This is a genomic window from Pseudomonas sp. Pseusp88, from assembly GCF_047303955.1.
Lineage (GTDB): Bacteria > Pseudomonadota > Gammaproteobacteria > Pseudomonadales > Pseudomonadaceae > Aquipseudomonas.
Window position 1 is genome coordinate 15,242 of record NZ_JBGLYM010000013.1, and the last position, 13,053, is coordinate 28,294.

11 protein-coding genes are annotated in these 13,053 nt (G+C 60.0%); 8 read left to right on the forward strand and 3 right to left on the reverse strand.

Features of this window, described 5'->3' with window-relative positions; translation table 11 throughout:
- Nucleotides 1-7: 7 nt before the first annotated feature.
- Entirely contained in the window at nucleotides 8-1,744 is a 1,737-nt protein-coding gene (locus ACCD02_RS17325) for an IlvD/Edd family dehydratase (RefSeq protein ID WP_413304194.1), read from the reverse strand.
- A gap of 192 nt (nucleotides 1,745-1,936) precedes the next feature.
- On the opposite strand from ACCD02_RS17325, the gene ACCD02_RS17330 reads away from it, so the two are divergent.
- The 8 genes from ACCD02_RS17330 to ACCD02_RS17365 all read left to right on the forward strand — a co-directional run bounded on the left by ACCD02_RS17330 (nucleotide 1,937) and on the right by ACCD02_RS17365 (nucleotide 7,907).
- Nucleotides 1,937-3,256 (forward strand): MFS transporter, encoded by a 1,320-nt coding sequence (locus tag ACCD02_RS17330; protein ID WP_413304197.1) that lies wholly within the window; start codon nucleotides 1,937-1,939, stop codon nucleotides 3,254-3,256.
- 146 nt (nucleotides 3,257-3,402) lie between these two features.
- On the forward strand, nucleotides 3,403-4,398 hold the full coding sequence (araD1, locus tag ACCD02_RS17335) for an AraD1 family protein (RefSeq protein WP_413304199.1): 996 nt from the start codon (nucleotides 3,403-3,405) through the stop codon (nucleotides 4,396-4,398).
- A gap of 55 nt (nucleotides 4,399-4,453) precedes the next feature.
- Nucleotides 4,454-4,744: a DUF5629 family protein gene (locus ACCD02_RS17340; protein WP_413304201.1), complete on the forward strand. Its 291-nt coding sequence runs from the start codon at nucleotides 4,454-4,456 to the stop codon at nucleotides 4,742-4,744.
- A 235-nt stretch (nucleotides 4,745-4,979) separates the two neighbouring features.
- Nucleotides 4,980-5,486 (forward strand): hypothetical protein, encoded by a 507-nt coding sequence (locus ACCD02_RS17345; protein WP_413304204.1) that lies wholly within the window; start codon nucleotides 4,980-4,982, stop codon nucleotides 5,484-5,486.
- 63 nt (nucleotides 5,487-5,549) lie between these two features.
- Nucleotides 5,550-6,713, forward strand: a complete 1,164-nt coding sequence (locus ACCD02_RS17350) for a lactonase family protein (protein ID WP_413304207.1) — start codon at nucleotides 5,550-5,552, stop codon at nucleotides 6,711-6,713.
- A gap of 173 nt (nucleotides 6,714-6,886) precedes the next feature.
- The gene (locus ACCD02_RS17355) at nucleotides 6,887-7,066 is read left to right on the forward strand and encodes a hypothetical protein (RefSeq protein WP_259102521.1); all 180 of its coding nucleotides are present in this window, start codon (nucleotides 6,887-6,889) and stop codon (nucleotides 7,064-7,066) included.
- Between the two features lie 431 nt (nucleotides 7,067-7,497).
- Nucleotides 7,498-7,689, forward strand: a complete 192-nt coding sequence (locus ACCD02_RS17360) for a hypothetical protein (RefSeq protein WP_413304210.1) — start codon at nucleotides 7,498-7,500, stop codon at nucleotides 7,687-7,689.
- Entirely contained in the window at nucleotides 7,686-7,907 is a 222-nt protein-coding gene (locus tag ACCD02_RS17365; protein ID WP_259102517.1) for a hypothetical protein, read from the forward strand. The genes ACCD02_RS17360 and ACCD02_RS17365 overlap by 4 nt, the downstream gene beginning before the upstream one ends.
- A gap of 143 nt (nucleotides 7,908-8,050) precedes the next feature.
- Here ACCD02_RS17365 and ACCD02_RS17370 read toward each other — a convergent pair whose 3' ends face one another.
- The gene (locus tag ACCD02_RS17370; protein WP_413304213.1) at nucleotides 8,051-11,692 is read right to left on the reverse strand and encodes an AAA family ATPase; all 3,642 of its coding nucleotides are present in this window, start codon (nucleotides 11,690-11,692) and stop codon (nucleotides 8,051-8,053) included.
- Nucleotides 11,689-12,933 carry an exonuclease SbcCD subunit D C-terminal domain-containing protein gene (locus ACCD02_RS17375; protein ID WP_413304216.1) on the reverse strand — a complete coding sequence of 415 codons (1,245 nt, stop codon included), beginning with the start codon at nucleotides 12,931-12,933 and terminating at the stop codon, nucleotides 11,689-11,691. Before ACCD02_RS17375 ends, ACCD02_RS17370 begins: the two co-directional genes overlap by 4 nt.
- Nucleotides 12,934-13,053: the final 120 nt, after the last annotated feature.

The following is a 13,053-nucleotide window of genomic DNA, read 5'->3' on the forward strand; positions in this document are numbered from 1 at the left end:
TCGTCAATCAATGGGAGTGTCTTGGCACCTCAGACCCGCGGCTACCCACCAGGAAGTCAAAATCGCAGCCTTGATCGGCCTGCATCACATGGTCGATATACAGTTGGCGATAGCCGCCGCTGAGCAGCTTCGGCGGCGCCTGCCAGTCGGCCAGGCGGGCTTGCAGTTCAGCGTCGGAAATCTCCAGATGCAGGCGGCCGCTGGCGCAGTCCAGTTCGATCCAGTCGCCTTCCTGCACCACCGCCAGCGGTCCGCCGGCTGCGGCTTCCGGGGCCACGTGCAGGACCACTGTGCCGTAGGCGGTGCCACTCATGCGTGCATCGGAGATGCGCACCATGTCGGTCACGCCCTGGGCCAGCAGCTTGGCGGGCAGGCCCATGTTGCCAACTTCGGCCATGCCCGGATAACCCTTGGGTCCGCAGTTCTTCATGACCAGGATCGAGTTGGCATCGACGTCCAGGTCCGGATCATTGATGCGTGCCTTGTACATGTCGAAGTTCTCGAACACCACGGCGCGGCCGCGATGCTGCATCAGTGCAGGAGTTGCCGCAGATGGCTTGAGCACTGCGCCCAGCGGCGCCAGGTTGCCGCGCAGGACGCAGATGCCGCCGTCGGCGCGAATCGGGTTGTCGAGGGCGCGGATCACTTCGTCGTCGCCATAGATAGGTGCGTTCTGGTTGTTCTCGCGCAGGCTTTTGCCGTTGACGGTCAGGGCGTGGGGGTTGGGCAGCAGGTTGGCTTCGTCGAGACGACGCAACACCGCAGGCAGACCACCGGCATAGTAGAACTCTTCCATCAGGAAGCGCCCCGACGGTTGCAGGTCGACGATGGTCGGCATGCCCCGGCCGATACGGGTCCAGTCGTCCAGCTCCAGATCGACGCCGATGCGCCCGGCAATGGCCTTGAGGTGAATCACTGCGTTGGTCGAACCGCCGATGGCGGCGTTGACGCGGATGGCGTTCTCGAAGGCTTCCTTGGTCAGGATCTTCGACAGCTTGAGGTCTTCGCGAACCATGTCCACGGCGCGCATGCCGGACATATGGGCGAGCACGTAACGGCGCGAATCGACGGCTGGAATCGCCGCGTTATGAGGCAGGGAAGTGCCCAGGGCTTCGGCCATGCACGCCATGGTCGAGGCCGTTCCCATGGTGTTGCAGGTGCCCGCCGAGCGTGACATGCCGGCTTCGGCGGAAAGGAATTCGTCGAGGCTGATCTGCCCGGCTTTATAGGATTCGTGCATCTGCCAGACGATGGTGCCGGCGCCGATGTCCTTGCCATGATGCTTGCCGTTGAGCATTGGCCCGCCGGTGACGACGATGGCCGGCACGTCACAACTGGCCGCCCCCATCAACAGCGCCGGGGTGGTTTTGTCACAACCGGTCAACAGCACCACGCCATCGATGGGGTTGCCGCGAATGGCTTCCTCGACATCCATGCTGGTCAGGTTGCGGGTGAACATCGCCGTGGGGCGCAGGTTGGATTCACCGTTGGAGAACACCGGGAACTCCACAGGCCAGCCACCGGCTTCGATGATGCCGCGCTTGACGTGTTCGGCGATGGTACGGAAGTGGGCGTTGCACGGGGTCAGCTCTGACCAGGTGTTGCAGATGCCGATGATGGGCTTGCCGAATTGATGGTCGGCGATGCCCTGGTTCTTCATCCAGCTGCGGTACATGAAGCCGTTCTTGTCGGCGGTACCAAACCATTGGGCAGAACGCAGGGGTTTTTTATCGGAATCAGACATGATCGGGGTTCTCTTATTGTAAGACTTAATTTTGTAACTGTTCCCTAAAATAGGCTGAAATCTCTGCTGTGTGAAGAGTTGTTGTCTAAATAGTAATACTATATAGTCCGTCGCACATGAGGGACGACTCTGTCTGAAGGCAGCGCGCATCCCCCGGGATTCCATAACAAAAACAAATTGGAGACCGCACACATGAGCCAGGAACTCGGGCTTATTCGCCGCATTACCCTGAAATTGATTCCCTTCCTGATTCTGCTGTACCTGATCGCTTATGTGGACCGCTCTGCCGTGGGCTTTGCCAAGCTGCATATGGGCGCGGACATCGGTATCGGCGATGCCGCCTATGGGCTCGGTGCCGGGCTGTTTTTCATCGGCTACTTCCTGCTTGAAATCCCCAGCAACCTGATGCTTGAGCGCTTCGGCGCGCGGCGCTGGTTTGCACGGATCATGATCACCTGGGGTGCCATCACCATCGGTATGGCTTTCGTTCAGGGACCTTCCAGCTTTTATGTCATGCGTTTTCTACTGGGTGCGGCTGAGGCGGGCTTTTTTCCTGGCGTGCTGTACTACATCACCCAGTGGTTTCCGGTACGCCATCGCGGCAAGATCCTTGGCCTGTTCATCCTTTCCCAACCCATCGCCATGATGATCACCGGGCCGGTATCCGGCGGCTTGCTGGGCATGGACGGCGTGGCTGGATTGCACGGCTGGCAGTGGCTGTTCATCGTTATCGGTACCCCGGCGATCCTGCTGACCTGGCCGGTGCTGCGCTGGCTGCCGGACGGTCCGCAGCAGGTCAAGTGGATGGACCAGGACGAGAAGGACTGGCTGGCCGGTGAGCTGAAAAAGGATCTGCAAGAGTACGGCCAGACCCGCCACGGCAACCCGCTGCATGCCCTCAAGGACAAGCGTGTCCTGTTGCTGGCGCTGTTCTATCTGCCGGTGACCCTGAGCATCTATGGCCTGGGCCTGTGGTTGCCGACTCTGATCAAGCAGTTTGGTGGCAGTGACCTGGTGACCGGCTTCGTTTCGGCGGTGCCCTACATCTTCGGCATCGTCGGCTTGCTGATCGTGCCGCGCAGTTCCGACCGCTTGAACGACCGTTACGGCCACCTGGCGGTGCTTTATGTGATCGGTGCCATCGGCCTGTTCGGCGCTGCGTGGTTGAGCATGCCGGTGGCGCAGCTTGCAGCGCTGTGCCTGGTAGCATTCTCGCTGTTTTCCTGCACGGCGGTGTTCTGGACCTTGCCGGGGCGTTTCTTCGCCGGGGCCAGTGCGGCGGCGGGCATCGCCCTGATCAATTCGGTGGGTAACCTGGGTGGTTATATCGGACCGTTCGTCATCGGCGCCCTCAAGGAATACACCGGCAATCTGGCGACGGGCCTGTACTTCCTGTCCGGGGTGATGGTCTTTGGCCTGATCCTGACGGGCATCGTCTATCGAGTGCTGGAGCGCAAGCACGTGTTGCCGAGCGAGCAGTTTGCGGCGAGTGCGCGTAGTCAGCGGGTTTGAATCAAACAACCAACTGGTAGGAGCGAGGCTTGCCCGCGAAGAGGCCGGTACATCCGGTACATTTTCAGAGATTGACTGATTGTCTTCGCGGGCAAGCCTCGCTCCCACGATCCGCAGCAGAGCGGACATCTTCAAGGAGCATGAACATGCGCTTAGTACAGTTCGAATTGAGCAATGGCCAGCGTCGCGTTGGCCTGGTAGACGGTGACCGGGTCCATGAAGTGCTTGGCGCGACCAGCGTTCGCGAGCTGGCCCTGGCCGCCATCGACGCTGGCGTCAGCCTGGCCCGGCAGGTTGATGGCCTGGGGCTGGGTGAGCATCACGATTATGCGCAGCTGCTTGAGCAGTTGCGCATCCTGCCGCCGCTGGATCATCCCGATCCGGCCCATGTGCTGGTCAGCGGCACCGGCCTGACTCACCTGGGCAGCGCATCGGCGCGGGACAAGATGCATCAGCACGATGGTGAGGTCGAAGCGGGCATGACCGACACCATGAAAATCTTCAAATGGGGCATCGAAGGCGGTAAACCGACGGCGGGCCAGGTTGGCGCGCAACCGGAGTGGTTCTATAAAGGCGACGGCGGCATCATCGTGCGTCCCGGCGCGGCGTTCCCGGTGCCGCCTTTTGCCGACGATGCCGGTGAGGAGCCGGAGTTGAGTGGCCTGTATGTCATCGGCAACGACGGCAAGCCATATCGCCTGGGCTTTGCCCTGGGCAACGAGTTCTCCGATCACGTCATGGAGCGCAAGAATTACCTGTACCTGGCCCACTCGAAACTGCGTGCCTGTTCCTTCGGCCCGGAGCTGCGGGTTGGTGCGCTGCCGCAGAATCTGGCAGGCACCAGCCGCATCGTCCGTGATGGCCAGGTGTTGTGGGAGAAGGAATTCCTCAGCGGCGAAGCCAATATGTGCCATAGCCTGGAAAACCTCGAATACCACCACTTCAAATACGCCCAGTTCCTGCGGCCAGGTGATGTACATGTGCATTTCTTCGGCACCGCAACCCTGTCTTTCGCGGATGGCATTCGTACCCAGGTCGGGGACCGTTTCGAGATCAGTCAGGCGGAATTCGGCCAGCCGTTGACCAACGGTATCGCGCCGAGCGAAGCGGTGTTTCAGCCAGGTGGAGTTGGCAAACTCTGACTCAAAGGGGTGTTTTGACCTATCATCCGCGTTTTTACCCAAGCGAATGACTGATATGACTGACACCCCTGCAACCTTGCTGGCCGCCCTGGAAGCCTCCCAGATGCTGGAAATCGACGGCCTGCATGCCTTCGATTTCGTCCTTGGCGATCAATTGCATATCGAAAGCATGGATGGTCGCGAGCGCAAGGTCTGGCGCTTCAGCCAAGCCCAGGTGCAGGCTGCGACCTTCGATGCTGGTGTGCAAAGCTGGGTTATCAACGACGGTAATGCCGATCACCGCATCCTGTGCATCACCGACGCCTTTGCCGCCAACGAAGCCGAGGATGAAGACGAGCAGGGTTGATCCAGATCAATTTTTTGCCCGATTGCCTGTAGTAGTCTGATCTCCATGCGTCCCGTGTTTTCATGAATGCGGGATCGGCATGGGCACGATGAGCCGGCCTGGCCTGCCATTACACACGGATGTGCTTGCCTTTCTCTTGTGCGGCCCTGGCTGCATAACGACACTGCAACGACTGGCTTGACCAGTCACCGCCCGACGGATTCGGACGGCTCGATAATAGATAGGGAGATCCATCGTGAACGCTCAACGTCCTATGCGTTGCACCCGGCTGTTGCCGGTTATCTTCGGCTCGATTCTGCTGCTGGTCGGCATGATGCTGGCATTCGCCGGTGCCCGCCTGGCCAGCATGGGGGCCTCGTTTCACTACATGATGTCGGGAATCGGCCTGCTGAGTATCGGCGTGCTGCTGCTCATGGCCAGGCGTTGTGCCGTCAATCTGTTTGCCTTGCTGCTATTGCTCAGCACGCTTTGGGCGCTGTGGGAGATCGGCGTCGATGGGGAGGAGCTGCTGCCGCGCCTGGCCATCTGGTTTGTCGTCGGGGCAGTGCTTTTGCTGCCGCGCATGCGTACAGGTTTGCGCCCGACCGGGCAAGACTTATCCACAGCCTGGTTGATCATTGCCCTGGTGCTGGCCATGGTCTCGGTTGAGCCCCAGCGTCAGGTCGATAGCGTCAAAGCCTGGGCGTCGCGACTGATTCCCAGCCTGCAACCGGATATACGGGAGCAAGTGGCGGAAAACTAATGGGCTCGGCCCATGGTCTCAGCTACTGCGTCGCACATAACACCAATAAAAGGACATGCCCCAATGAATACGACCTTGTTGCCGTGGCTGGCGTTGGCCAGCGCCTTCACGCTACTTCCCGTCCAGGCTCAAACCATGGCAACTGCCGATGTACTCGTGGGCTCCTACACCCAGGGAGCCAGCAAAGGGATCTATCGCCTGGCCTTCGACAGCCAGACCGGCAAGCTCGATCCGCAGCCGCGCCAGGTGATCGACAGTGAGAATCCGTCCTGGCTGACGCTCTCTAAGGATCAGCGCCACCTTTATGTAGTCAACGAAAACGGTCCGGGTCAGGCCGACGCTACGGGCAAAGTCAGCAGTTTCGCCATCGACGGCAAGAGCCATCAGGTCACGCCGATCAATCAGGTGCAGAGCCGTGGCGATGAGCCGACCCATTCGAGCCTTAGCCCGGATCAGCGTTTTCTCTTCGTCGCCAACTATGCCGTGCACCCGGAGCCCGGTGGTGTGCTGGCGGTGATCCCGGTAGGCAAGGATGGTCAGTTGTCCGGTGTGGTGCAGACCGAAACTCACCCGGCCAGCCATGTCGATGCCGAGCGTCAGGCGTCGTCCCATGTGCATTCGGCGGTGCCGACGCCGGACGGCAGGTATCTGGTGGCCAGTGATCTGGGGGCCGACCGCTTGTTTGTCTACCGCTATGACGGCAGCAAGGAAAAACCCCTGGAAGCGGCAAAAGTCGCGTTCGTCGAACTGCCTCCGGGTAGCGGGCCACGTCATCTGCTGTTCAGCGCCGACGGCAAGCATGCCTGGCTGACTCTGGAAATGGCTGCTCAGGTCGCTGTGTTCGAATACCACGACGGCACGTTCAAGCAAACCCAACAGGTTGATCTCAAGGGCGATGCGCAAAAGAACGGTGCTGGTGGCCTGCACGCTTCGCCGGACGGCAAGTTCCTTTATGTGGCCAATCGCGGTGATGCCAATGAGTTGCTGGTGTTCGCCATTGATAAAGCCAGCGGCAAGCTCAAGGAGATTCAGCGTCGCTCGGTCGAAGGCAAGGAGCCACGGGAGTTCAGTTTTGACCCCAGCGGTAAATTCGTGCTGATCGCCAACCAGAAAAGCAACGCCATCGTGACGGTGAAACGTGACCCGAAAAGCGGCTTGCTGGGTGAAACGGTGCAGAAAATGGACTTCGATTCGCCTTCGGACTTCAAATTTCTCAAGGCAAAATAGGCGGCAAAATGTCGCAGACCCGCGCGGCGCGCGGGTTTGCGCTTGTATTAATCGAATTGATAACGGCTATATGTGCAAAGCATTTTCATGATTCGCTCCTCAAGCGTAACTTCTCTCTCACGGCCTGACGGTCAAGACTTGAAACGCAACAATCAACACCGAGGAATACCGACATGAACTTCAATCTCTTCTCCATCATTGCCGCTTCCGCCATTTCTGCCAGCGTTGTATTACCTGCCAGCGCCAGCACCGAAGTGACCGAGAAAAAAGCACAAGCAACACAAACCTATACTCCGCAATATCTGCAAAAAAGCGCAAACTTCTACGCTGCACTGGATCACAAGATCCAATAATGAATAAGTGCCCCGAGCGAATCCATTCCCCGTCAACGAATGTTTCGATTACCGGGAATGGGTTCCAGTAAAATGTGAACCGGCAACATTTGGGAATTACAGCGTCAACGCAGACGTTTTCGCGAGCATGTTCGCTTTAACACAGGTCTTTGCGACCACTGCCCAATGCGTGGCAGACCATGCAATTACTGTGGTGTGAGCTTGCTTGCGAAAGCGCCTGGCGCAAACTGGATTCCCTCCCTTAGTCCCCGCCGCTTATGTAGCCGTGGGGATTTTTTTTGCCTGTCATACAGACCTGCTCTATCGGCCCGATCAACTTTCCCTATCATTAAGTCGGCTGATATCCGCTATGCCGAGTCATCGTTTTCAATAATGTCGTCATTCTCCGATCATGGCGCCACTGGAAACACATGACTACGGAGTTACACAACATGGCCACTGCCATCCTTCAATCGATTAAACATGGCGCGTATGTTGCCATCTCTCTTTATGTTGTCTTCATCGCCGTGGTCACTGTTACCAGCATGAATCCCCAACTTAAAAGCCACACTGTTCAAGCGGAGCGCGCTTCCCTGGTTGAACTTGAGCGTGCAGCACCTGCATCGCAGGAGCATGCGTCATGAGCGGCAGCAAATTATGGGTGACCGCAGGGCTTGCCCTGGCGATCAACGGTGGCTCGTTGCTGGGCATGGGTTTCGGCTCGGCCGGTGGCGTGGCCCGTAGCATCGAGTGCAAGCATGAGATTGCCCACGCCATAGAGAATGCCCGGGCGCTGAAATGGGCGGTGGAGAATCCGCCGTTCAAGATTGGGCAGGGCTTACCCGGTTGGGCGTATACCTGATTATTCGAATACGGCTGATCCCTGTAGGAGCCGGATTGCTGGCGATGGGGCCAGATCAGGCACTGCAGTTGTTGCGAGCGCTTCGCACTCGATCGCCAGCAAGCCGGCTCCTACAGGAAATCACGTTTCAATCCGGCGGCTAATCAGGTCACTTCGATGGTACTCAAGCCATTCCCCTGTCGGCGCACCTGAATCTGCACCGGTATCCGCTCATGCATTTCCTGTACATGGGAGATGACCCCGACCTTGCGTCCCTGGGCCTGCAGGCCGTCGAGAGCATCCATGGCCAGTTGCAGGGACTCCGGATCGAGGCTGCCGAAACCTTCGTCGATGAACAGCGATTCGATCTTCAAGGTATTCGAGGCCATGGATGCCAGGCCCAGCGCCAAGGCCAGGGAAACCAGAAAGGTTTCGCCCCCCGACAATGAATGCACCGAGCGCAGTTCGTCACCCATCTCCGTGTCCATGACCAGCAGGCCGAGCATGCTGCCGCCGCGTTTCAGGCGGTAACGCCGTACCAGCTGGCGCAGTTGGCTGTTGGCATGGTGCACCAGCAGGTCGAGGTTGTAGGCCTGAGCGATCTTGCGGAAGCGGTCGCCCTCGGCCGAGCCGATCAGGGTCGACAGACGTGCCCAGCGTTGCCACTCCTGGCTGGCCTGAGCGATCTGTTGTGCCAGGGCCTGATTGGCTTCCTGCCGACGTTGATCTTCGCTCTGCCGGGCACGCAGCTCGGCGCACAGGTCTTCGCTGGCGGCAAGCTGGGTATGCAGTTCAGCCGTGGCACTGACCAGTTGCTCGACGGGCAGGTCGCCGTTGCGCTGAGCCTGATGCTGGGCCAGGCGTTCTTCCCGCTCCTGCAGCAGTACCTGGAATTGCTCGATGGCTTTTTCCGTGTTGTGCAAACGCTGGCGCAACAGACCGAGTTGTTCGTCATCCACTGCCAGCAATTGGCTCAGTTCGGCGTCGCTCATCTCTGGATGACGGCCGCGCCATTCATCAATCCTGCCGGTCAGTTGCCGGTGTTCCTGTTGCAGGCTGTCCAGGCGTTCCTCTTTGGCCTTGAGTTCGCTGGCCAGTTGCAGCAGTTGCGTGCGACTGTCCTGCAAGGTTTGGGCGGCGCTGCTTTCGGCTTCCCGCGCCTGTTCTTCCCGTTGTTGCAGGTGCTGTTGCCAGTGCTCGGCGTCGGCGTGGACACCGAGCCACTGGGTCAGTTGTTGCTGGCTGGCCTGTTGTCGGGCACTGAGTTCGGTGCAGTGCTGGCTTAGCCTTGCGCGGTCTTTTTCACGGGTCTGTTGGCTGGCCTGTTGCAGTTCGATCTTCTGCTGGCGCTCGCGTTGTTCCTGTTGCTCTTCATTGCGCTGCTCAAGCTGGGCCAGGCGTTCGCTGACCTGTTGTTCCAACTGCATCACGGTCTGTGCCGCATGGTTGCGCAGGCCTTCAATGTGTTCGGCGCACAGTACTGCAGAAAATGCGGTCAGCTCCTGTTCCAGTCGCTCGCGGTCGCCGCTCAGTTGTCGTTGCTGATCCTGCCATTGCTGGCTTGCCAACTGGCTGGCCTCGCTGGCGGCCTGCACCTGTTGTTGCAGGCGTGCGGCGTCCTGTTGCAGGGTCAGCAGGGCATTTTGCCGTTGCTCATCCTGAGCGATGTTGTGTTGCAATTGCGTCAGTTGCTGATTGAGCCAGGCGTCGCGCGTGGCGCGATCCTGCTCAAGCAGGCGGGTGCCCAGGGCGTGGGCGGTGAGGCTTTCGTTCAATGTCTGCTGCTGCGGCGCCAGTTGTTCCTGCTGTTGCAGGCAGTCTTTCTGTTGGGCAATCAGGGCGCCGACCTGGGTGCGCAGATCCATCAGGCGTTCATTGAGACCGGTAACGACGTTGAGCGCGTTGTTTTCTTCCTGCTCATCATGGCGGCCGAGGCTGTCGAGCAAGGCTTCGGGCTGATGGTAGGGGTGTTCGTGGCTGCCGCAGACCGGGCAGGGCTGGTCATCCTGCAATTGCGCGCGGAGCTCTTCGACACTGGCACTGCGGGCCAGGCGCTGGCGTTCGAGCACCTGGCGAGTGACGCTCAGGGTCTGTTCGGCAATGGTCAGATCGTTTTTGGCTTGCAGGCCTTCGGCGGTCAGGCGTTCACGTTCCTTATGCGCCTGTTGATGTTTCTGGCTCAACTCCAGGGCGCGGGAATCGAGTTCCTGCAAGCGAGTCCATAGCCGTGCCAGTTCTTCGACGTTGCGCTGTTGCTTGCGATTGTCCTGTAACAGGGTGCCAAGCAACTGGATCTGCTCGGTCACGGCGTGGGCTTCGGCGCCCGCTTCGCGGTAGAGCAATTCCAGCGCCGCGCGGTGTTGATTGAGTTGCTCACTGGCGCTATTGGCCCGTTGTTCCAGGGCAGGCAGTTCGGCCTGGCCCTGATTCAGACGGTTACCGGTCAGCATCACTTGCTTGAGGCGGTCGCGCCAGGCGTTCCAGGCTTCGGCCAGTGGTGCCAGGGCGTTGCTCTGTTCCAACTGACTGCTGATCTGCTCCAGACGCTGGCCGCTGGCCTGTTGTCGATCGAGCATATCCTGCAAGGCCTGCTGGCCCTCAATGCATTGCTCGTCGAGCTGCTGGCGTTCGCTTTGCGCCTGGTTCAAGTCCTGATTCAGGCGCGCCAGATTGCTCTGTTCGTCGAAGGCCTGGCGCAGCAGTGGCGCAGCATCGGCCAGTTGCTGCCGGGCGTCGAGCAGGGCGGCATGGGCGTGCAGCTGAGCGCTTTCGAGTTGTTCCAGCCGGGTTTGCAGCGCCTGTTGCTGGCGGCCCTGATCCTGAATCTGTGCGGCCAGAGGCGTGAGCTGGGCGTTGAGTTCCTGCTGACGGACAAACTGATGGCGCTGCGTAGCCAGTTGTTCGAGACGCCCGAGCTTGAGACGTTCGGCGCTCTGCTGCTGTTCTTCGTTGCGGGCCTGTTGCAGTTGTTCGGCGGCGGCTTGCCGGGCTTCCTGCAGTTGGCCCAGCAGGGTCAGCCATTGCTGTTGTTGTTCGAGCTGCTTGAGCCGGGCCTGACGAGTCTTGAGCTGGCCCTGTTCTTCCAGCAGGCGCTGATCCAGTGCTGCGCGTTCTTCTTCATTCAGTGGGCTGATGCCCGCCGAGCGGGCCTTGAGGTCGTCATGCACCTTTTCCGCTTCCCTGGCCTTGCTGAAGGCGCGGCGACCCAGTTGGCTGTAGATCGCGGTGTCGGTGAGCTTTTCCAGCAGCTCACTGCGTTCCTTGTCATCGGCCTTGAGAAAGGCGCTGAACTCACTCTGCGCCAGCATCACGGCGCGGGTGAACTGCTCGAAATTCAGGCCCAGGCGGGCTTCGAGCATGTTCTTGTATTCAGTCTTGTTCTGACTGCTGAGGATCTGCTCGCTGTCCAGATCGGTGAGGGTCTGGCGGCTGGCCTGGAGCTTCTTCGTAGCATTGTCCCGGGCGCGATTGGTTTCCCAGCGGGCGCGATAACGGCGCTGATCGATGCCGACAAAATCCACTTCAGCGTAACCGCTGCCGGTGCCACGGCGCAGCAGAGTTCTCGGGTCGTTGGTGCTGATATCACCGTCGATTTCCGGGACCTTGGATTGGCCGACGTTGCTCAGCCGTGGAATCGCTCCGAACAACGCCAGGCACAGGGCATCGAGCAGCGTGCTCTTGCCCGCGCCGGTAGGGCCGGTAATAGCGAACAGGCCAGCGCTGGCCAACGGCTCGGCGGTGAAGTCCAGTTCAAAGGGGCCGGCCAGGGAGGCAAGATTTTTCAAGCGGATGGCGAGGATTTTCATGGCTGTTCGCCCTCCAGCTGGACTTCCTGCAACAGGGTGGCGAAGTCATTGAGGGTCTGTTCGTCGACCGGGTTGCCGTAGTGGTCCTGCCAGGCGCGACTGAACAATTCCTGGGGGCTGAGCTGGTCGAGTTCGATCAGGTCGCTTTCGCTGTCGCCGCCATTCTCGCCGCCCTTGCCCGCGTATTCAGTGGAGATACGCACCAACCTCACCGCCTTGCCTTGCAGGGCGCCTTCGATCTGATTGCGCAGGTCAGGCTGCGGTTCGTCGAGGCGCACCCGCACTTCCAGCCAGGGCTGGCGATCGATATCGGCGAGCAGGTCGATATCCGGCAGGTCCTTGAGTTGCTCCAGCAGCTCGGCCAGGGGCGCAGGCCCCAGGCGTTGCAGGTTGACCGCGCGAGGAATCAGACGGGTTTCGACGCTGGCCAGTTGACCGTCCTGACAGTTGATTTCGAGAATCTGATGTGGATAGCCGATTTCCGAAAACGACAGGGGAATCGGCGAACCGCTATAGCGAATGCGGTCCTCGCCGTTGACCCGTTGCGGCTTGTGCAGGTGACCAAGGGCGACATAAGTGATATCGGCGCTGAACAGGCTGGCGGGCAGGGCTTCGGCAGTGCCGATGATCAGGCTGCGTTCGGAGTCTTCCGAGACCGAACCACCGGCCATGTGGGCATGGCTGATGGCAATCAGCACCTGGCCCGGCTGGCGTTTGCGTTGCGCCGCAGCGATCAGTGCTTCATGGACCTGGCCGATGCCGCGCAGATAGTTATCCCCAAGCACGCCGCCGGTGACCTCGGCCGGACGCAGGAACGGCAGGGCCAGGCACCAGCCACCAATGCTGCCATCGGCAGCGGGCAGAGGCAGCAACAGGCGTTCGGCATCGAGTACGCCATCGTCCAGCCACAGCACGCGGCCCAGGGCATGGGTGCGCAGGCGGCGCATCAGGGGGGCGGGCAGTTCGATGCGCGAACCGGAGTCGTGGTTGCCGGCGATCATGACGATGGTCAGGTGCGGCAGGCGCTCATGGGCATTGACGATAAAGTCGTAGAGCCGTTCCTGAGCTTTGACCGGCGGGTTGACGGTGTCGAAGATATCCCCTGCGATCAGCAGGACCTCGGGCTTACGTTCGCTCAGGCTATTGAGCAGCCAGTCGAGGAACGCCCCGTGCTCGAAGTCGCGCTCCTGGCCATGAAGGTTCTGGCCCAGATGCCAATCGGAGGTATGGAACAGACGCATGGGGTTTCCTTGTTTGTGCCATTCAGCCCGTTTGAATAATAAAAGATCCCGCAGCATATCTCGGGTCCGCTGGAGCGAGGCTTGCCCGCGAATCCTTCGGTGCAGTGGGTCAGCTAAACC

Excerpts from the sequence above, each read along its gene's own strand:
- ACCD02_RS17340 (WP_413304201.1), top strand. The coding sequence starts at position 4,454 with ATGACTGACACCCCTGCAACCTTGCTGGCCGCCCTGGAAGCCTCCCAG.
- ACCD02_RS17375 (WP_413304216.1), bottom strand. The coding sequence starts at position 12,933 with ATGCGTCTGTTCCATACCTCCGATTGGCATCTGGGCCAGAACCTTCAT.
- ACCD02_RS17365 (WP_259102517.1), top strand. The coding sequence starts at position 7,686 with ATGAGCGGCAGCAAATTATGGGTGACCGCAGGGCTTGCCCTGGCGATC.
- ACCD02_RS17360 (WP_413304210.1), top strand. The coding sequence starts at position 7,498 with ATGGCCACTGCCATCCTTCAATCGATTAAACATGGCGCGTATGTTGCC.
- ACCD02_RS17355 (WP_259102521.1), top strand. The coding sequence starts at position 6,887 with ATGAACTTCAATCTCTTCTCCATCATTGCCGCTTCCGCCATTTCTGCC.
- ACCD02_RS17330 (WP_413304197.1), top strand. The coding sequence starts at position 1,937 with ATGAGCCAGGAACTCGGGCTTATTCGCCGCATTACCCTGAAATTGATT.
- araD1 (WP_413304199.1), top strand. The coding sequence starts at position 3,403 with ATGCGCTTAGTACAGTTCGAATTGAGCAATGGCCAGCGTCGCGTTGGC.
- ACCD02_RS17325 (WP_413304194.1), bottom strand. The coding sequence starts at position 1,744 with ATGTCTGATTCCGATAAAAAACCCCTGCGTTCTGCCCAATGGTTTGGT.
- ACCD02_RS17370 (WP_413304213.1), bottom strand. The coding sequence starts at position 11,692 with ATGAAAATCCTCGCCATCCGCTTGAAAAATCTTGCCTCCCTGGCCGGC.
- ACCD02_RS17350 (WP_413304207.1), top strand. The coding sequence starts at position 5,550 with ATGAATACGACCTTGTTGCCGTGGCTGGCGTTGGCCAGCGCCTTCACG.